The sequence below is a fragment of the Pseudarthrobacter albicanus genome, from assembly GCF_018224015.1.
GTDB lineage: Bacteria > Actinomycetota > Actinomycetes > Actinomycetales > Micrococcaceae > Arthrobacter > Arthrobacter albicanus.
The window spans coordinates 1-19362 of the sequence record NZ_JAGPOT010000114.1; the positions used below are offsets into that span (position 1 = coordinate 1).

The window sequence follows — 19362 nt, forward strand, 5'->3', positions numbered from 1 at the left end:
GCCCGCGGCCGCGGCCGCGGAACCCGCCGCAGCCACGCCGGACGCGCCCGCCACGCCGGACGCGCCCGCGGCCGCGGCCGCGGAACCCGCCGAATGACCCTGGCCCGGCAGCACATCCCCGTCCTGGACGTGGACGCGACACCCCTCACCGTCCCGGGACTGACCGCGGTCCTCAACCGCTACATCGCTGAGGGCGGGACCCGCACGGTGGTGGGCCACAACCTGCACAGCGTCACGCTGCTGCACTCGGATTCCGGATTCCGCTCGATTTACGAGCAAAGCGACGTGGTGCTCATCGACGGCGCGCCGGTGCTGTGGCTGTGGGCCAAGGGCGGCGACGGCGACAGGGCCACCGGGCCGGTCATGGACTACCGGCTGGGGTCGACCGACTGGATCCCTGCGCTGGCGGGCGTGGACGGGCTGCAGCGGATCGCCGTGATCGGGGCCGGCGCCGTGGCCAACGCGGGCGCCGTCGCCCGGCTCCGTGACCTCGTCCCGCGCGCCCGGGTCGACGGTATGCCCGGCGAGGGCTGGAACGAGGAACTCGAGGAGAAGGCGGCCGCCTGGCTGGCCGGGCTGCAACCGCAGCTGGTCCTGCTCGGACTGGGCATGCCGCTGCAGGAACAGGTGCTCCGGCGCAGGCTGGCAACGCTGCCGCCTGCCGTCTACTGCGCCGTGGGCGGGGCGATTGAACAGCTGGCGGGCGTGCAGAAACTGGCGCCGCGCTGGATCGGGCGCCTCGGGCTGGAATGGGCGTGGCGGCTCATGCTCCATCCGCGGCGGGTGGCGTACCGGGTGCTCGGTGAGCCCTGGGTGCTGCTCGGGCTGCTGGTCCGCCGGCGCCTTCGGCAGAGGGGCTAAAAAGGCCGCTGGCAGATAGTGCTAGCGGTCATTTTCGTTGATTCGTCGGAGGTTAGGGGCCAAGACCTCATCGCGCCGGGAGGACATGCCCATTCCCCGCGCCCGGGACTGGGCACAACCGGAATATGTCCATCGGCCGACCCCGGCGCGGGGCATGTCCCTGGACCCGGCCACCCCGCCCCTTGGACCGGAACCCCCGGCGAACCAACGAAACTGCCTACCAGCGGACGCCCAGCAAACCGCCAGGGGGAGCCGCTAGAACTTCTGGTCCTCGAGGGGACCGAAGCCCTTGCCGCGAAGCCCTTTCGAAAACGCGCTGAACCAGTCTGCTAGGCCACGGAAGTCGCCGCGGCGCAGGAAGTAGCCCAGGTAGCCGCCCACATCCGCTATGAGCGACTTGACCCGGAAGTGACGGCGGATCATGTAGCCGCGGTTCCGGTAGTAGAAGTAGCGCTTGAAGGCGCTGTCCGGCACGATCACGTGCCACCTGGCGCCATAGACATGCTTGGTCTCGGAAAAGGCATGCGGATGGGTGATGGCGGCCGTGGTCACGGTGCCGAAGCGGATCCCGGCCTTCCGGAGCCGGAGGGTGAAGTCCACCTCGTCACCGCGGATGAAGAGGCGCATGTCGGGCAGCCCGACCTTGAAGAAGACATCGGAGCGGATGAGGGCACCGTTGAAGAAGTGCCCGTCGCCGGGCAGGAAACCCAGCTTCTCCACGGCGGCTCGGTCGTGGGTGACCTTCCCGTCCAGCCGGAAGAAGAAGGACAGCTGGTCCGGGTGGCCCGGGGCCACCACCAGGGGGACGACGGCGTCGAGGTCCCGGGCCTGCGCCTCGCGCACCAGCGTGGCGAGGCATTCCGGGTCGGCGGGTTCGGCGTCGTCGTCCATCATCCAGATCCAGTCCGCCCCGGACGCCACCGCCTTGAGGATCGCCAGGGAAAAACCGCCCGCGCCTCCCAGGTTCGCCTCGGACCGGACATAGTCCACGTTTCCGTGCTGGTCCGCCACGTCTTTGGCGGGCACCGTGCCGCTGTCGACGAGGCAGATGGAGCGGACCGGTGCCGTCTGGTTGTTGATGGCGTCCAGCAGGACGGCCAGCTCCCGTGGACGGTCAAACGTCACGGCGGCAACTGCAACCGACAGGGTCATCGCGGGGTCCTTTCAGCACGGCCGTCACGGGTTTTCCCGCCGGCCATGGGCCGTGTGACGCGAGGACAGGTGGCCGTTGGCATTAGTATCTTGACTAGAGTCCACTGTAATACAGCCCTGTCAGGCACTACGCACTGCCTGCCCTGCGCACGGCGACGGAGAAGTTTCATTTATCGAAAGTCAGTTCCACGGCAGTTGAGTTCACCCCGCTCCCACAGCCCCCAACGAAAGTCCCGGCCGCGGAATCTGCGGCCTGGTGCTGCATGCGCCGAGGTCTTCGGGCAGGTGGTGTCCCGGTGATCATGTACCTCCTCATGATGCTGACGGCGGCAGTCGTGAGCTATGCGGCGACTTGGGGTGCCCGGATGGTCGGCAACAGGCTGGAACTCTTTTCCCCGATCCGCAGCCGTGATATGCACTCGCACCAGGTGTCCAGGCTCGGGGGCATGGGAATCTTCGCCGGGTTCCTGGTGGCGTTGATCGTGGCGAGCCAGTCCTTCTTCGTCAAGGACATTTTCCGGAACAACTCCGCACCCTGGGGCGTACTCGCGGGCGCGGCCCTGATTGTTGTGGTCGGCCTGGCGGATGACCTGCTGGACCTGCGCTGGTGGGTCAAGCTCATCGGCCAGAGCGCGGCCGCCGGCGTGGTCGCGGTCTGGGGAGTCCGCATGACGATTGTTCCTTTCTTCCCGGAACCCGTCGTTATTCACAATGAAGCGGTCAGCATTGTGCTGACGGCCGGACTCATAGTCACCACCATGAATGCCTTCAACTTCATCGACGGGCTGGACGGCCTCGCCGCAGGAGTGGCAATCATCGGCGGTGCAGCGTTCTTCCTGACGGCCTACTGGGTGCACCGCAACTCAGACGTGCTGGACAAGTCCGATCTCGCGACGCTCCTGACCGCAGTAGTGGTGGGCGGCTGCCTGGGGTTCCTGCCGCACAACTGGTTTCCCTCGAAGATTTTCATGGGCGACTCCGGCGCCATGCTGATCGGCCTGCTCCTGGCGACGGCCGGCGTCGTGTCCACCGGGCAGATAACGTCCGGCCTGTACGACCGGATCAACGGTATCCCCACCATCATTCCCATCCTGTTGCCCTTCGCGGTGCTCTTCCTGCCGCTGCTGGACCTGGGCCTGGCCATCGTGCGGCGCACCGCCCTGGGGCGTTCGCCCTGGTCTGCCGACCGCGGGCACCTGCACCACAAGCTCCTCGACATCGGCTACACCCACCGCGGCGCCGTGGTGCTGATGTACCTGTGGACCTGCATCCTCGCCTTCGGAGGCCTGGCTTTCGCCATCTACCCGTGGCAGATCGTCCTGGCCATCGACGCGGCCGGCACCGCGGTAATGGCCGTGGCGACGGCGTGGCCCTACATCCGTCTGAGGACTCCCGGACGGGCGGCGGGGACACCGGAGTGAGCCGGTGGTCCGCCGGGGCGACACCCTTTTCCGAATAATTTCTATCTGCTGTAGAATTCAGGTGCGGCCAATCGCCGCGCCATTCTGACCAGCCCCACCCCGACGATTGGGATAGCCATGACCTCCAACGCCGATCCCGGACCCGCGTCCGGCGCCGGAGCCGTTGGTGTATCCGGCCCCACTCGGTCCTTGTGGCTGAAGTTGCTCGGCCTGAGTTCGGCGGCTGCCGGCGGCGCATTGCTGCTGGCGGGAGTTGCCGCCCTTGTGTTCAACGGGGGGACCGGCTTTCTGTCCTGCCTCTTCGGCGGAGCCCTGGTGATGGCGTTTTTTGCCATCAGCCTCGTGATCGGCCACGTTGTGGGCCGCAACAACCCCTCCGGAGCAATCGGGCTGTTTGCTGGGACCTATTTCGTCAAAGTGGTCGGATTTGCCGTGGTTCTTTTTATCCTCGGGGCGCCCGCCTGGCTGCACGCCCAATGGTTCCTGATCGGCGCCGTCGTGACCGTGGTCTTTTGGCAGGCCGCAGAAATCTATGGCTTCAGCAAGGCCCGGCTCCAGATCTACAACGACCCCCAGACCCGCGAAGGGGGCACCGATGTTTAGCCGCAGAACCGGACGCAGGACAAATTCCAAGGCCACCGAAACCAAGCCCGGCACCCCCAAATCCACCGGGCCTGCCCCCGGTGTATCCGCGGACGGCGGGGACGGCGGATACAACGCCGGGATCGCCGTCTTCAGCTACATTGTTGGCGGAATCATCGTCTGGAGTTTGATAGGGTGGAGTCTGGATAATCTGTGGGGAACCCGCTGGATTGTGCTCGCAGGCGCTCTGCTTGGAGCTGCGGGAGGGTTCTATCTTTCTCATATGCACGGCCTCACCAGTTCCAGAACATCAGCTGGCGGGGACAATGCTGCACGTGGCCCGTCCCAGGACGAGGAACAGTAATGCCAAATAATTTCACAGGGGGAAAGGCGTGCAGAAACGCCGCCGTTCTCCGACCAACGCCCAATGATGGACACTGCAGAGAGGAAACGCGTTGATCGCGCTTGCGCTCCCGGCCCAAGATTCGGGGGAGTTTACTCCTCCTGGAATTGAAGAATTACACCTTCCGGCAATCTTGCCCTGGGGTGCGGCGGACGGATTCTCCAAGCAGATGCTGCTGGTAATCCTGTCGGTCGTTATTATCGCTACATTCTTTCTGCTAGCTGCGCGGAAGCAGCAGCTCGTTCCCGGCAAGCTGCAGTTTGCAGGCGAGATGGCCTATGGCTTCGTCCGCAACGGCATCGCCAAGGACATCATCGGCAGCAAAGACTTCATGAAGTACGTCCCGCTGCTGTTCAGCCTCTTCTTCTTCATCCTGGTGAACAACATCTACGGCGCCATCCCCGTGATCCAGCTTCCGAGCTTCTCCCACGTCGGCGGCGCCTATGTGCTCGCAGCGATCGTGTACGTCACCTGGATCGCGATCGGCATCAAGAAGAACGGCCTCAAGTACTTCAAGCTGGCCACCGTGCCCAGCGGGGTCCCGATCTACATCCTGCCGATCGTCATTCCGATCGAGATCATCTCCAACTTCCTGGTCCGCCCCGTCACGCACAGCCTCCGTCTGTTCGCCACGATGCTGGCCGGTCACCTCATCGTCATGATCGCCGGATCCGGAATCGAATTCCTCGTCATGCAGGAGAACGTGCTCCTGAAGGGCGCGTCCGTCCTCGTCCTGGCAGGCTCCATCGCCATGTACATGCTCGAAGCGCTGATCATGGCGCTGCAGGCCTACGTCTTCACCTTGCTGACTGCCATCTACATCGAAGGCGCCCTGCACGCGGACAGCCACTAGGCACCCACAAACTTCCCCCCGCGGGGATGAAGAACACCAAACAACCTGCCACCTGGATGGCATCTTGAAAGGAAAAAAATGAACGGCTCCATTAACGGCTCCCTCAACCTCATCGGCTACGGCCTCTCCGCCATCGGCGGTGGTATCGGTGTGGGTCTCGTGTTCGCTGCCTACATCAACGGTGTGGCACGTCAGCCGGAAGCGCAGCGCGTCCTGCAGCCGATCGCATTCCTCGGCCTTGCGCTGACTGAAGCCCTCGCCATCCTCGGCCTGGTCTTCGCCTTCGTTCTCAAGTAAACCTTCAGAACTTAGCGAACATCCAGAACCAAGTAGATAAGGACGGGTGAATCATGCATCAAACGATCATTTCAGCCGCTGGCGCCGAGGCGGCCAACCCGCTCGTTCCCAACGTATGGGAAATGGGCGTCGTCCTCGTCGGCTTTGCAGTCCTCTTTTACATCGTGGTCAAGTTTGTTGTCCCGATGTTCGAGAAGACGTTTGCAGAGCGTGCCGAGGCCATTGAAGGCGGCATTGCCAAGGCAGAAAAGGCGCAGGCCGAAGCTTCCGCAGCACTCGAAGAGTACAAGCAGCAGCTGACCGACGCCCGTGCCGAGGCCAACCGCATCCGCGAGGAAGCCCGTGGCGAAGGCGCCCAGATCCTGGCGGATCTGAAGGAAAAGGCAGCTGCAGAGTCTGCCCGGATCACGGCACAGGCACACGCTGCGATCCAGTCCGAGCGCCAGGCCGCCGTCGTGGCCCTGCGCACGGAGGTCGGCACGCTGGCCACCACGCTGGCCGGCCGCATCGTCGGCGAGGCGCTCGACAATGACGAGCGTTCGGCCCGGGTGGTTGACCGCTTCCTGGCAGATCTGGAGAACCAGAACGCAGGTGCAGCTAAGTAATGGCAGGTGTATCGAGCGAATCGCTGACCGCGGCGCTGCTGGCGCTGGAAGCCAAGCTTCCTGACGCTTCGCTGCAGTTGGCTAACGACCTCTTCGGAATCCTGGCTACTGTGGACAGCTCGGCCGGCTTGCGCCGCGCCCTGGCTGACCCGTCCCGCAGCAACGACGAAAAGTCGGCATTGGTCAAGCAGCTCTTCGGCGGAAAAGTCTCCGCTGACGCTGTGGAAATCGCGAGCGGACTGGCCGGTTCACGCTGGGCATCGGCTCGGGATATCGGCGATGCACTCGAGACTCTTGCCGCTTCGGTGGTCATCGCCGTTGCCGAGAACAAGTCGGCAGTCTCTGCCTCAGGAATCACCGGGCTGGAAGCGCTGGAGAACGATCTGTTCGCCTTCAACCAGACCGTCGAGTCCAGCCACGAGGTACAGCGTGCCCTGTCCGAGCCGCAGGCGAGCCCGGCTGCCAAGACTGCCCTCGCCGAAAAGCTCGTTCCCAATGCCAGCGGGGAAGCGAAGGTCCTGATTGGACAGGCAGTTTCTCAGCCCCGCGGCCTCAAGGTCACCAAGCTCGTCCGCCGTTTCGCCGAACTCGCAGCCAAGCGCCAGCAGCGCTGGATTGCAACCGTCGGCGTCACCCGTCCCTTGACGGCAACCCAGGCGGGCCGCCTGCACACCGGGCTGAATGCCCTGTACGGGCGCGAGCTTAAGATCAACATGAACGTTGACCCGGCACTGATCGGTGGCATCCGGATCCAGGTCGGTGACGAAGTGGTTGACGCTTCGGTCCTCACCCGCCTGGCCCAGCTGCACCGACAGTTCGCCGGTTAGCCGGACAAGCACAACTTAACTGATAGCAACCCCGGTCATCGTGAGCAACGATGATCACGAAAACAGGAGAGCAGGGACTGCAGATGGCCGAATTGACCATCAACGCCGACGACGTCCGTAATGCGTTGAACGAGTTCGCGGCGTCCTACGAACCCGGAAACGCAGAGCGCGTAGAGGTCGGCCGTGTAACAACCGCAGGTGACGGCATCGCCCGTGTTGAGGGCCTTCCCTCGGTCATGGCGAACGAGCTGCTTCGCTTCGAAGACGGCACGCTGGGCCTGGCCCAGAACCTCGACGTCCGCGAGATCGGCGTCATCATCCTCGGTGACTTCACCGGAATCGAAGAAGGCCAGGAAGTTCACCGCACCGGACAGGTTCTGTCCGTTCCGGTGGGCGACGCCTTCCTCGGCCGTGTTGTCGACCCGCTGGGCGAGCCCATCGACGACCTCGGCGAAATCAAGACCACCGAAACCCGTGCCCTGGAACTCCAGGCGCCCGGCGTGACCCAGCGCAAGTCGGTCCACGAACCGATGCAGACCGGCCTCAAGGCTATCGACGCCATGATCCCGATCGGCCGCGGCCAGCGTCAGCTGATCATCGGTGACCGCCAGACCGGCAAATCCGCGATCGCCATCGACACGATCATCAACCAGAAGGCCAACTGGGCTTCGGGGGATGTCAAGAAGCAGGTGCGCTGCATCTATGTAGCCATCGGCCAGAAGGCATCCACGATCGCTGCCGTCCGCCAGACCCTCGAGGACAACGGCGCGCTGGAGTACACGACCATCGTGGCTTCGCCCGCGTCCGACCCCGCAGGCTTCAAGTACCTGGCTCCGTATGCCGGCTCGGCCATCGGCCAGCACTGGATGTACGGCGGCAAGCACGTCCTCATCGTCTTCGATGATCTCTCCAAGCAGGCCGAGGCCTACCGTGCAGTGTCGCTGCTGCTCCGCCGCCCGCCGGGACGCGAAGCCTACCCGGGCGACGTGTTCTACTTGCACTCCCGTCTGCTGGAGCGTTGTGCCAAGCTCTCCGACGAGCTCGGCGCAGGTTCGATGACCGGCCTGCCGCTCATCGAGACCAAGGCAAACGACGTTTCCGCCTACATCCCGACGAACGTGATCTCCATTACCGATGGCCAGATCTTCCTGCAGTCGGACCTCTTCAACGCCAACCAGCGTCCCGCTGTCGACGTCGGCGTGTCCGTCTCCCGCGTCGGCGGCGCCGCCCAGGTCAAGTCGATGAAGAAGGTCTCCGGCACCTTGAAGCTGGAACTGGCCCAGTACCGCGACATGCAGGCCTTCGCAATGTTCGCGTCGGACCTCGACGCCGCATCGCGCCAGCAGCTGACCCGCGGTGCGCGCCTGATGGAACTGCTCAAGCAGGGCCAGTACTCGCCGTTCCCGATCGAGGACCAGGTCGTCTCCATCTGGGCAGGCACCAACGGCCACCTCGACGACGTTCCGGTTGAGGACATCAACCGCTTCGAAACCGAGTTCCTGGAGCACCTCAAGCACAAGTCCTCCATCCTGACGACGCTGGCACAGACCAACGTCATGGACGATGACACCGCAGAAGCACTGAAGACCTCGATCGTGGCCTTCAAGAAGGGCTTCTTCGGCGAGGGAGACAGCTACCTGGTCGGTGCGGGGCGCGAGGAGCACGCCCCCATCGACGGGCAGCAGGTCGACCAGGAAAAAATCGTCAAGCAGAAGCGCTAGTTCCGCCGGCAGGGACTGCCGGGACCCCAACAGGTTCCGGCAGTCCCGGCCATCGGGATCTTAGGAAAGGATAAGTATGGGAGCCCAGATCCGGGTCTACCGCCAGAAGATCAGCTCGACGACGTCGATGCGCAAGATCTTCAAGGCGATGGAACTGATCGCTACCTCGCGCATCGGCAAGGCCCGAGCACGCGTAGCAGCTTCACTGCCTTACGCAAACGCGATCACGCGCGCCGTTTCTGCTGTCGCAAGCCAGAGCGAAATCGACCACCCGCTGGTCACCGAGCCGGAACAGATCCGCCGGGCCGCCGTCCTGGTAATCACCTCGGACCGTGGCCTCGCGGGTTCTTACTCGGCGAGCGTGCTCAAGCAGGCGGAAGGTCTCAACGAGCTGCTGCTTGAGGAAGGCAAGGAAGTCAAGATGTACCTGGTCGGCCGCAAGGCCCAGGCGTACTTCGACTTCCGCAACCGCCCTTACGGGCGGGTCTGGACCGGCGGCACGGACGCACCGGAGTTTGCCACCGCACAGGAAATCAGCGAGGCATTGCTGACTGACTTTGCGACGGCCTATGAAGAGGGCGGCGTCGACGAGATCCATGTCGTCTACACCCGCTTCAGGTCGATGGTTGTCCAGGAGCCGACGGTTGTCCGTCTTCTCCCCCTCGAGGTTGTCGAAGAGGCGGCCGCGTCCGAATCGGAGCTCCTGCCGCTTTACGAATTCGAGCCGGAAACCGAGCAGGTTCTTGATGCTCTGCTGCCGCGCTACATCGAGTCACGGATCTTCGCCGCCATGTTGCAGGCAGCCGCTTCGGAGCTCGCTGCACGCCAGCGGGCCATGAAGTCCGCCGGCGACAACGCCACGGACCTCATCAAGAAATTCACGCGTCTGCGAAACACTGCCCGCCAGGCTGAGATTACGCAGGAGCTTTCCGAAATCGTTGCCGGCGCCGACGCCTTGAACGCGTCCTAGCCGGTACGGTTCCGGATCCAGCTGTACCTGCACCAAGAAATAAACTTAACCCCCACGCCATCTACTGAGTGAAGTGAGAGAGATGACTGCCACTGCTACCGAACACGTAGCCGCGACGACCGGTGCTACCGGCCGTATTGCACGTGTTATTGGCCCGGTTGTCGACGTCGAATTCCCGGCTGACGCAATCCCCTCGATTTACAACGCACTCACCACGGAGATTACTCTCAACGGTGAGACCAAGACGATCACGTTCGAGGTTGCCCTGCACCTCGGCGACAACGTCATTCGCGCCATCTCCCTGCAGGCAACCGACGGCCTGGTCCGCGGTACCGCTGTAGCGGACACGGGAGCCCCCATTTCCGTGCCCGTCGGCGACATCGTCAAGGGACACATCTTCAACGTGCTGGGCCAGCCGCTTGACGTGGCTGAGTCGGGACTCGAGATCACCGAGCGCTGGCCGATCCACCGCAAGGCACCGGCCTTCGCGACGCTCGAGGGTTCCACCGAGATGATGGAAACCGGCATCAAGGTCATCGACCTTCTCACCCCGTACATCAAGGGTGGAAAGATCGGCCTGTTCGGCGGCGCCGGCGTCGGCAAGACCGTGCTGATCCAGGAAATGATCACCCGTGTTGCCCGCAACTTCGGCGGCACCTCGGTGTTCGCCGGTGTCGGCGAGCGTACCCGTGAAGGCAACGACCTCTGGGTTGAAATGGAAGAGGCAGGCGTCCTGAAGGACACGGCCCTTGTATTCGGCCAGATGGATGAGCCGCCGGGAACGCGCCTGCGCGTGGCGCTGTCCGCACTGACCATGGCGGAGTACTTCCGCGATGTCCAGAACCAGGACGTGCTGCTCTTCATCGACAACATCTTCCGCTTCACCCAGGCAGGTTCCGAGGTCTCCACCCTCCTCGGCCGCATGCCGTCGGCCGTGGGCTACCAGCCCAACCTGGCGGACGAGATGGGTCTCCTCCAGGAGCGCATCACGTCCACCAAGGGCCACTCCATCACCTCGATGCAGGCCATCTACGTCCCCGCAGATGACTACACCGACCCGGCCCCGGCCACGACCTTCGCACACCTGGACGCGACCACGGAACTGTCCCGTGAAATCGCCTCCCGTGGTCTGTACCCGGCCGTTGACCCGCTGACGTCGACCTCCCGCATCCTGGATCCGCAGTACATCGGCAACGACCACTACAACACGGCCGTCCGGGTGAAGCAGATCCTGCAGAAGAACAAGGAACTTCAGGACATCATCGCCATCCTCGGCGTTGACGAACTCTCTGAGGAAGACAAGATCGTCGTGTCGCGTGCACGCCGCATCCAGCAGTTCCTCTCGCAGAACACCTACACCGCCAAGCAGTTCACCGGCGTCGAAGGCTCCACCGTCTCCATCAAGGACACGGTTGAAGGCTTCACCGCCATCTGCGACGGCGAACTCGACCACATCGCAGAGCAGGCGTTCTTCAACGTCGGCGGCCTGGATGACGTTGAGCGCCAGTGGGCCAGGATCCAGGAACAGACCAAGTAATATGGCTGAGCTTGAGGTTGAGATTGTCGCAGCGGACCACTTCGTGTGGTCCGGAGCGGCCAAGATGGTCAAGGCCCGCACCAGCGATGGTGAAATCGGAATCCTGCCCGGCCACTCGCCCCTGCTGGCGATTCTGGCCGAAGGTGAACTGGCTATCGAGCCGGTGTCCGGTGACCGCATTGCCGTAGTCGTCGACGGGGGATTCTTCTCCGTCGACAACAACCGCGTGGTCATTGTTGCTGACAACGCCCAAATGGGTGACGCGGCTACTGCGGGGATCCGCTAGCAGGACCTTGATGAACGTAACGAGTTTGCCGTTCATCGTCCTGGCAACTGTATTTGCGTTGCTGGTCATTGGACTGTGCCTTTCCGGGGTGCGCCGCTTCAATCTGCGGCGCGCCCTGGGCACGGTGGACGCCTCCATCTGCACGGCTGGAAACAGCTGGCAGATGGGGGTTTGTCGTTATCAGGACAAAGACCTGGAGTGGTTCCGCCTGGCCTCCGTGAGCGTGCGTCCCAAGCACACCTTCCGGCGCAGTTCCCTGGTACTCCTGGGGCGGCGCAAACCCACCGAGTCCGAGCTGCCCAAGGTGCAGCCGGACTCCGTGATCGTGGAACTCCGGCACGAAGGGCAGGAAGTCCTGCTTGCCATGAGGTTCGACGCGTACACCGGCCTGTCCTCGTGGCTTGAGGCCGGACCGGTCATCGGCGTCGGTACCTGGCGCTAGCCCCGGTGGATTTCGTCGAGGACATCGGGCTGGTCGACGGCCCGGTGGTGTGGATTGCCTGGGGTGCCGGCGTGGCCGGCATGGCCTATCTGCTCTGGCGGAGCGGGCGCCGCCATTCCCTCAGCGCGTCCGCCGTGGTGCTGTCCGCCGTGCTCCTGCTCTCGGCGGCCCTCGTGGCGGGGATCCACCTGCTGCTGATCTATGTGCTCTCGGTCTTCCCCGAGGAACTTCCCTGGGAGACCCTCGTCTGGTCTGTTCCGGCCGTCGCGGCCCTGCTGCTGTGGCTCCTGCGGCTGCACGGAATCTGGGGACGGAAACCCTTCCTTGCGAGCATCCCCCAACCTCCCCGGCCGGCCCTGCACCGCGTGCGCTCGACCGCAGCAGCCACGGGCGCCCTGCTGGGCGTCGTCGCGCTCTCCGCGGTCCAGTTCAACGTCTATTTCGGGCTGAACCAGACGGTCAGCGACCTGGCCGGAACCGCCGTGGCGCGGATCCAGCCGCTCGAAGCCGGCCTGATGCGTCCCGCGGGAACCCCGGCCGCCGTCGGCCTCGCCGGATGGCGGGCTCCGGCGCAGCTGCCGGAAGGCGAACTGCGAAGGGCAGAGATCCCCGGCACGAGTTCCGGGTTCCACAGCCGCGAGGCGTACCTCTACCTTCCGCCTGCCTACCAGGTCTCGCCGCGCCCGGCGCTTCCTGTCCTGGTCCTGTTCGCCGGCCAGCCCGGAGGACCGGCCGACTGGCTCGCCGGAGGCGCCCTCCGGAGCCGCCTGGACCGCTTCGCCGCGGCGCACGCCGGCGTCGCCCCGGTGGTCGTCATCGTCGACCCGAACGGTTCCGCCGGCGGCAACACCCTGTGCATGGACAGCCGGATAGCCCAGGCGGACACTTTCCTCGCCCGGGACGTGCCGGAATGGATCAACAAGACGCTCGACGTCGATCCGGACCCCCGGCAGTGGGCCGTCGGAGGCTTCTCCTACGGCGCCACCTGTGCCATGCAGCTGGTGACCCGGCATCCGGAGGTCTACAACGCCGCGCTGGCTTTCTCCAGCGAGAAGGAACCCGCCCTCGCCAAGGAACGCGACAAGACCATCCAGGCAGCCTTCGAAGGAGACACCGCGGCCTTCGAACGGCAGACCCCGCTGCAGGTCCTGAAGGAGGGCAGCTTCGAGGGGAGCGCCATCTACTTCGGCGCCGGTGAGCGGGACCCCGAGTTCATCGGCTACATGGACCTGCTCTCGGCGGCCGCACACAAGGCAGGGTTCGCCGTGGAAACCCGGCGGATTCCCAACGCCGGGCACTCCTGGGAGACGGCGTCCAGGGGCCTGCCCGGCGGCCTGGACTTCCTCGCCAAACGCTGGGGCATCCGGCCATGACGCCGGCATCGGGCCGGCCGCCGGGGAACGGCGGGGGGGCGCTGCTGGGCGTCTGGCGGCAGAGTGTGCGCCGGACGCTGGGGCACTTCCGTGCCGTGCCGTTCACGCTGGCCGTGCTGGGCGTCTTCCTGGCAACGGGCGCAGCCACCGGCAGTTTCCTGGCCGGACCGCCGGAATCGCTGCTGGATGTGGCCTCCGTCAGCGCTCCGGGCCTGAAGGCAGGCCACTGGTGGTCCCTGTTCACATCGCTGTTCTTCGTGACCAATCCGCTGGCCTACCTCGCTGCCGCTCTGATGATGCTGCTGCTGCTGGGCCTCGCGGAGCGGCAGCTGGGCACGGTGCGCACGGCGTTTTTCTTCTTTGCCGGCCAGTTTGCCGCCGTGACACTGTTCCTGCTGCTCACCCAGCTGTCCCGCTATGCCGGTGACGGCTGGCTCGGCCTGATGGCGGACGCCAGTCTGATCGGCCCCTACGCCGCGATCCTCGCCGTCACGCTTGCGGCCAGCGGGTACCTGCCGACGCTCTGGCAGCGGCGGCTGCGGACCGCGGTGCTGTCCGCCGCGCTGCTGCTGGTGCTGTACGTCGGGCACGCGGAGACCGTCGTCGGCCTCGCCGGCGCCCTGGCCGGGCAGGCGGCGGGCTGGTGGATCCAGGGTGAAACGGGCACACTCCACCGCCACCGCTCGACCGGCCGTGAAACCCGGAACCTGCTGGCCCTGACGGTTGCCATCTTCGCCGTGGGCCCGATCCTGACGGCCGCGGTCAGCGCCCCTACCGGACCGCTCGCCCTGCTGCGCGACGTCGTCCTGAATCCGTTGCCGACGCTGGGCCAGCTCGAGCAGAACTGCGGCGGCACCGTCGATGTCAGCTGCCTGGACGTCGGGCGGCCGGGTTTCGCCGGCCCGCTGGGCCTCGCGCTCTCGGTGGTCCCGGTCGTGCTGCTGCTCATCTGCGCGGACGGCATGCGGCATGGCCGCCGGCTTGCCCTGCGGATCGCCATCATCGTACAGCTCGCCGTGACGGCCCTGGCTGCAGTGTACCTCGCGCTCTTCGCCCGCATCCCGCATTACCCCAACAGGGCGCACACGGCCGTCATGGGTTCCGGGTTCGTCCACATCCTGCCCCTCGTGGCCGTCCCGCTGCTCCTGGTGGTGCTGCTCCTGGCCAACCGGCGGCAGTTCCGCGTCGAGACGGCTCCGCGGGCACGGCGGATCCTGGGCGCAGTTGTCGGCGGCACCTGGCTGGTGCTCGCCGGAGGCTACACCGCGGCCTGGTTTGCCGCCGGGGGAATGGACCGCGACGGCGGCCTGCTGGGCCTCGGGGCCGAGCTGGCCCGCCAGTACCTGCCGGTGCCGATCCCCGGCGGCTACGCCCGCATCTTCCAGAACCGCAACGCCGTCGAGGCCTTCCTTTTCGCCTACTCCGGAATTATCTTCTGGGCTGTCGCCCTGGCCGCGGTGTGGCTCGTCCTGCTGCGCCGGCTGCACCGGACGGACGCCGGATCGGGAGACCGGGACATTGCCCGTGGGCTGATCCGGCAGGGCGGGGACTCGCTGTCCTGGATGGCTCTCTGGGAGCCCAACAAATACTGGTTCACGCCGGACCGGCGCGGGGGAGTGGCCTACCAGCAGCATGGCAATGTCGCATTGACCCTGGCCGGCCCGTTCGGCCCGTCGGCCCTCCATGAGGAAACAGCGGCGGAATTCATCACGGACTGTGCCCGGCATGCGCTCATCCCATGCTTTTATTCCTGCACGGACGAGCTGTGGCCGATGCTGAATGCCCGCGGCTTCCAGCGGGTGGCTGTGGCCCAGGAAACCAGGCTCGCTGTGCGCGGGATCGAGTTCAAGGGCAAGGAATGGCAAAACGTCCGCACTGCCCTGAACCGCGCGGCCAAGACGGGCGTGCGGGCGGTCTGGGGGCGCTACAGCGGCTTTTCGCCGTCCCTGCGCACCCAGCTGAGCGAGGTTTCCGAAGAATGGGCGGCCCAGAAGCCGGTCCCCGAAATGGGCTTCACGCTCGGCGGAATCGACGAACTCGACGACGACGACGTGCTCTGCTGCCTGGCGGTGGACGCCGAGGGGCTCGTGCAGGGCGTCACCAGCTGGCTGCCCGTCTATGAGGGCGGCCGGGTGGTGTGCTGGACCCTGGACTTCATGCGCAGGAGGGGCGATGCCTTCCCCGGGGTGATGGAATTCCTGATCGCGTCGGCGGTGCAGGAGCTGAAGAGTTCGGTGGAGGTCATTTCCCTCTCCGGCTCGCCGCTGGCCAAAGCGTCGCCGCCCGTTGCGGTTGCCGTTGCCGCGGCAGCTGCAACCGAAGGCGCTGGACCGGAAGGCGCTGCACCGGCAGCTGAGGCACCGGAAGGCCGCCCGGATTCTCCGGGCGAGGACAATACCGGGCCGGAGGGTTGGGATGCCCGGGACAATACCGGCCCGGAGGGGCTGGCCGGAATCCTCGACGTCGTGGGCCGGGCGCTGGAACCTGTGTACGGATTCCGCTCGCTTGCCACCTTTAAATCCCGGTTCAAGCCCGAGTACCGCACGCTGTACCTGTACTACCAGGACCCGCTGCAGCTTCCCGCCATGGGCCGGGCCCTGAGTCGGGCATACCTCCCCGGGCTTTCGGTCCGGCAGAGCGCACGCCTGCTCAGGACACTCGTGCGCTAATTGTTTTATCCCCGGCCGTTGGCTGGCGGCGGAAAACGCGTCCGGCCGGAAAGCGTGCCTGCCGGACAACAATGCAGCCAGGCAATGCAGCCGCCAATCAATGGAGGCGGCCAACAATGGGAGCATGCCAACAATGCAGGAGGCCGGCCGGCAAGACGGATTATTCCACATAGCAGGAAACACAAATGATCCCCGGCACCAGTGCCGGGGATCATTTATTCGCGGAGACTGCCCTGAGGCAACCCCGTCCGCGGGAGACTAGAGCAGCGTTACGCCGGTTGCCTGCGGGCCCTTGGAGCCCTGGCCGATCTCGAACTGAACGCGCGCGTTCTCGTCGAGGGTCTTGAAGCCACCGGTCTGGATCTCGGAGTAGTGAACGAAGACATCGCCGTCGGAGTCATCCGGGGTGATGAAGCCGAAGCCCTTTTCAGCGTTGAACCACTTGACGGTTCCCTGTGCCATGTATTTCTCCTCATTGTGGATCTTGTTTAAGGCTGGCACCCTTCGTGCCGGCCTTGGTCACTCTGCGAGAAGAACCCTGGCCTTCGGACCGGATCAACCGGATTCCAGCGGCAGGAGCTTCACGTTCGCAACATGTCTTGCGAGCATGAAAAAACACCTACACAAAGACTCGTATAAGAATTTCATGACAATTGCGTCCGGTCAACGGCCACGGCGAACAATTCCATAAATTTTGTGCACGGCACGGATGAACGGGTGCGGCGCCCGTGAATGCACCCGGAACCGGCCGAGGTGACTCCGGAAAGCGGCCAGCCCATTGCCGCCGCGCATTACGAGGGACAGCGCGAGTTCCGCCGGGTAGCGGTCAGCTACTGCTGCCGAAAAACATAGCCTGCGGCGAAAGACAAGGCCGAAATGAGCGCGAAGACAGCGATGGCGTAGCCGATGGCGAGGGCGGTGACTGCCAGCCCGCGGCCCCGCTCCCTTCGTAGCCTGATTTGGTTCAGCGATACGTGTCCGGCGCCGACGGCGAAGACCGCGATCACCGCTACCCCCAGGAAAACGGTGCCTATCGTGGCCAGCACGGCGAAGCCCAGAGAAAGGATGGCGAGGCGGTTGTAGCGCGTGCCCCGGTACGTTTGCAACTCCGACAACCCCATAAACCCCCCACTCGCGTAGTTGTGATGAGTCTATCCCCGCAACTTGAATCAGGGAGCGGTAGGGGAGGGAAGTAGCGGCAGACGGCCTAGAAAAGCCTGGAGCCGATGTCGTCGACGCCCCGCATGGCGTCATAGTCGAGCGTGATGCAGTCGATGCCGCGGTCGTTCGCCAGGACCTTGGCCTGCGGTTTGATCTGCTGGGCGGCGAAGATGCCGCGCACCGGCGCGAGCAGCGGGTCACGGTTCAGCAGTTCCAGGTACCGGGTGAGCTGTTCGACGCCGTCGATGTCGCCGCGGCGCTTGAGTTCGATGGCGACGGTGGCGCCGTTGGCATCCCTGGCGAGGATGTCCACCGGGCCGATCGCGGTGAAGTATTCGCGACGGACCAGCGAGAACCCGCTGCCGAGGAGCTCGATCTGTTCGGCCAGCAGCCGCTGCAGATCCGCCTCCACGCCGTCCTTGATCAGGCCGGGGTCCACACCGAGTTCGTGGGAGGTGTCGTGCAGCTGCTCGTGGATGCTGATGATGAGCCGGTCATCGGTCTTGGCGGACTGGACGGTCCACTGTTCGACCACGCCAAGCTCGACGTCGGCCTCGTCGGGGGTGGAGACGCGCAGCGAAGCCGGCGGGCTCATCCAGTTCAGGGGCTTGTAGGATCCGCCGTCCGAATGGACCAGGACGGAGCCGTCGGCCTTGACCAGCAGGAGCCGGGTGGCCAGCGGGAGATGGGCCTTGAGCCGGCCGACATAATCAACGGAGCAACGGGCTATGACTAAACGCACTCGGTCTACACTACCGTCTGGCGTGACGGCGGGCATCCGGACTGGTGCAGAATGGAAGCATGCCCCGTTCCAACCGACCCCGCCGCGCAGTCTCCGGGAAGGCGGGCTCCGGCACGGGGAAGCACGGCGGTCCCGTGCCGGAGCTGGACCTTGAACGGGCCCGCACCGGCGTGGCCCGCAGGGAGAGCGCGCCGGACGGCGAATGGATGGTCCGCTCCATCACCGCGAGCAGGGCGGGAAAAACCTACATCTGCCCCGGCTGTTCGACGGCGGTGCTGCCCGGGGTGGCGCACCTCGTCGTCTGGTCCGAGGACCATCTCTTCGGTGCCGCCGCCGGCCTCGCGGAGCGCCGGCACTGGCATTCCAACTGCTGGACCTCGCGCAGCTACCGGTATCGCTAAGCTGGACAGCATGACTTTTGACCCCGCGTCGTACGTTTTCAGCCAGCCGTCTGCGCCCACGGCGATCCGTGCCTCCACGGTTCTTCCGGCCCGCCGGGAGAACCTGGAGCTGCGCACCGAGGACGGCCATGTGCTCGTGGGCGAGCTCGCTGTCCCGGAGTCCGGCGGCATCAAGGCGACCATCATCACGCTCCACCCGCTGCCCACCCACGGCGGCTTCATGGATTCCCACGTCTTCCGCAAGGCCTCCTACCGCCTGCCGGCCCTGGCCGGAGTGGCCGTGCTCCGGTTCAACACCCGGGGGACGGCCTCGCCCCGGGGCACCAGCGGCGGGGCCTTCGAAGGGGGCGTGGGCGAACGCCTCGACGTCGAGGCCGCCGTCCGGTTTGCCGTGGAGCGGGGCCTGCCGAACCGCTGGCTCGTGGGCTGGTCCTTCGGCACCGAACTGGCGCTGATGTACGGGGCGTCCGGGCCGGTGGCGCCGGAGGTCCAGGGGGCCATCCTGCTCTCGCCCCCGCTTCACCGCGCCACCGACGTGCACCTTAAGGAATGGGCGGCGTCGGGCAAGCCCCTGAAGGTGCTGGTCCCCGAGCACGACGACTACCTCCAGCCCGCGGCGGCAGCGGAGCGGTTCGCCGCGGTGCCCCAGGCCCTCGTGGTGGGGGTCGACGGCGCGAAGCACCTCTGGGTGGGGGAGAAGTACGCCTCCCGCGTGCTCAACGAGATCGTGGCCGAGGTCATCCCTGGGGGAACCGGCGGGGCCTCCCTGCCGCAGGAATGGGACGGGCCGGTCGCCACCGCGCACGGCTGAGCCCAAGCGACGTAAACGAAAATGCCCACCGGACAGGACATGCCCCGCGCCGGGGCCGCGGGCGGACATATTCCGGTTATGCCCGGTCCCGGGCGCGGCGAATGGGCATGTCCTCCCGGCGGTGGGGCCGGCAGGCAGCGGGGTGTCAGCAGCAGCCTTGATCTGTGGTGCAGGAGCCGTCGTCGCAGCATCCGTTCCTCATTCGGCTCACCCCCTCTCCGTCCCTGTCAGGCGTGTGGTGCTCAGGC

20 protein-coding genes are annotated in these 19362 nt (G+C 65.5%); 16 read left to right on the forward strand and 4 right to left on the reverse strand.

All coding sequences use genetic code 11. The annotated features are described in order from the left end of the window. Positions 1 to 93 precede the first annotated feature (93 nt). Entirely contained in the window at positions 94 to 861 is a 768-nt protein-coding gene (locus J9611_RS19470) for a WecB/TagA/CpsF family glycosyltransferase (protein WP_211882723.1), read from the forward strand. A gap of 255 nt (positions 862 to 1116) precedes the next feature. Here the strand turns inward: J9611_RS19470 and J9611_RS19475 are convergent, their stop codons facing one another. Next, positions 1117 to 2013 (reverse strand): glycosyltransferase, encoded by an 897-nt coding sequence (locus J9611_RS19475; RefSeq protein ID WP_211882706.1) that lies wholly within the window; start codon positions 2011 to 2013, stop codon positions 1117 to 1119. A 296-nt stretch (positions 2014 to 2309) separates the two neighbouring features. Here J9611_RS19475 and J9611_RS19480 point away from each other — a divergent pair, with 296 nt between their 5' ends. From J9611_RS19480 to J9611_RS19540, 13 genes are all read left to right on the forward strand, one after another. Continuing rightward, entirely contained in the window at positions 2310 to 3434 is a 1125-nt protein-coding gene (locus J9611_RS19480) for an MraY family glycosyltransferase (RefSeq protein ID WP_211882707.1), read from the forward strand. 117 nt (positions 3435 to 3551) lie between these two features. Further along, positions 3552 to 4037, forward strand: coding sequence for a Cg1360 family ATP-synthase-associated protein (locus J9611_RS19485; RefSeq protein ID WP_211882708.1), 486 nt, complete (start codon positions 3552 to 3554; stop codon positions 4035 to 4037). A gap of 434 nt (positions 4038 to 4471) precedes the next feature. After that, positions 4472 to 5272 carry a F0F1 ATP synthase subunit A gene (atpB, locus tag J9611_RS19490; RefSeq protein ID WP_211882709.1) on the forward strand — a complete coding sequence of 267 codons (801 nt, stop codon included), beginning with the start codon at positions 4472 to 4474 and terminating at the stop codon, positions 5270 to 5272. 78 nt (positions 5273 to 5350) lie between these two features. Then, on the forward strand, positions 5351 to 5569 hold the full coding sequence (gene atpE / locus J9611_RS19495) for an ATP synthase F0 subunit C (RefSeq protein ID WP_211882710.1): 219 nt from the start codon (positions 5351 to 5353) through the stop codon (positions 5567 to 5569). Between the two features lie 53 nt (positions 5570 to 5622). Then, positions 5623 to 6174 (forward strand): F0F1 ATP synthase subunit B, encoded by a 552-nt coding sequence (locus J9611_RS19500; protein ID WP_211882711.1) that lies wholly within the window; start codon positions 5623 to 5625, stop codon positions 6172 to 6174. After that, positions 6174 to 7001: a F0F1 ATP synthase subunit delta gene (locus J9611_RS19505; protein ID WP_211882712.1), complete on the forward strand. Its 828-nt coding sequence runs from the start codon at positions 6174 to 6176 to the stop codon at positions 6999 to 7001. The genes J9611_RS19500 and J9611_RS19505 overlap by 1 nt, the downstream gene beginning before the upstream one ends. A gap of 83 nt (positions 7002 to 7084) precedes the next feature. Then, positions 7085 to 8722, forward strand: a complete 1638-nt coding sequence (gene atpA, locus J9611_RS19510; protein ID WP_211882724.1) for a F0F1 ATP synthase subunit alpha — start codon at positions 7085 to 7087, stop codon at positions 8720 to 8722. A 76-nt stretch (positions 8723 to 8798) separates the two neighbouring features. Next, positions 8799 to 9692 (forward strand): F0F1 ATP synthase subunit gamma, encoded by an 894-nt coding sequence (locus tag J9611_RS19515; protein ID WP_211882713.1) that lies wholly within the window; start codon positions 8799 to 8801, stop codon positions 9690 to 9692. An 82-nt stretch (positions 9693 to 9774) separates the two neighbouring features. Next, a complete protein-coding gene (gene atpD, locus J9611_RS19520; protein WP_211882714.1) occupies positions 9775 to 11229 on the forward strand; it encodes a F0F1 ATP synthase subunit beta in 1455 nt (484 codons plus the stop codon). A gap of 1 nt (position 11230) precedes the next feature. Next, positions 11231 to 11515 carry a F0F1 ATP synthase subunit epsilon gene (locus J9611_RS19525; RefSeq protein ID WP_104172348.1) on the forward strand — a complete coding sequence of 95 codons (285 nt, stop codon included), beginning with the start codon at positions 11231 to 11233 and terminating at the stop codon, positions 11513 to 11515. Between the two features lie 10 nt (positions 11516 to 11525). Next, the gene (locus J9611_RS19530; protein WP_211882715.1) at positions 11526 to 11957 is read left to right on the forward strand and encodes a DUF2550 domain-containing protein; all 432 of its coding nucleotides are present in this window, start codon (positions 11526 to 11528) and stop codon (positions 11955 to 11957) included. Between the two features lie 5 nt (positions 11958 to 11962). Then, positions 11963 to 13330, forward strand: coding sequence for an alpha/beta hydrolase (locus J9611_RS19535; protein WP_211882716.1), 1368 nt, complete (start codon positions 11963 to 11965; stop codon positions 13328 to 13330). Next, positions 13327 to 15999 carry a bifunctional lysylphosphatidylglycerol flippase/synthetase MprF gene (locus J9611_RS19540; RefSeq protein ID WP_211882717.1) on the forward strand — a complete coding sequence of 891 codons (2673 nt, stop codon included), beginning with the start codon at positions 13327 to 13329 and terminating at the stop codon, positions 15997 to 15999. Before J9611_RS19535 ends, J9611_RS19540 begins: the two co-directional genes overlap by 4 nt. 258 nt (positions 16000 to 16257) lie before the next feature. Here the strand turns inward: J9611_RS19540 and J9611_RS19545 are convergent, their stop codons facing one another. From J9611_RS19545 to nucS, 3 genes are all read right to left on the reverse strand, one after another. Beyond that, positions 16258 to 16461: a cold-shock protein gene (locus J9611_RS19545; protein WP_211882718.1), complete on the reverse strand. Its 204-nt coding sequence runs from the start codon at positions 16459 to 16461 to the stop codon at positions 16258 to 16260. Between the two features lie 368 nt (positions 16462 to 16829). After that, positions 16830 to 17114 (reverse strand): DUF4190 domain-containing protein, encoded by a 285-nt coding sequence (locus tag J9611_RS19550; RefSeq protein ID WP_211882719.1) that lies wholly within the window; start codon positions 17112 to 17114, stop codon positions 16830 to 16832. A gap of 92 nt (positions 17115 to 17206) precedes the next feature. Next, positions 17207 to 17902 carry an endonuclease NucS gene (nucS, locus tag J9611_RS19555; protein ID WP_211882720.1) on the reverse strand — a complete coding sequence of 232 codons (696 nt, stop codon included), beginning with the start codon at positions 17900 to 17902 and terminating at the stop codon, positions 17207 to 17209. Positions 17903 to 17961: 59 nt separating this feature from the next. Here nucS and J9611_RS19560 point away from each other — a divergent pair, with 59 nt between their 5' ends. Both J9611_RS19560 and J9611_RS19565 read left to right on the forward strand, forming a co-directional pair. Then, positions 17962 to 18303 (forward strand): Rv1322 family protein, encoded by a 342-nt coding sequence (locus tag J9611_RS19560; RefSeq protein WP_211882721.1) that lies wholly within the window; start codon positions 17962 to 17964, stop codon positions 18301 to 18303. A gap of 10 nt (positions 18304 to 18313) precedes the next feature. After that, the gene (locus tag J9611_RS19565) at positions 18314 to 19114 is read left to right on the forward strand and encodes an alpha/beta hydrolase (RefSeq protein ID WP_211882722.1); all 801 of its coding nucleotides are present in this window, start codon (positions 18314 to 18316) and stop codon (positions 19112 to 19114) included. The last annotated feature ends 248 nt before the right edge of the window (positions 19115 to 19362 follow it).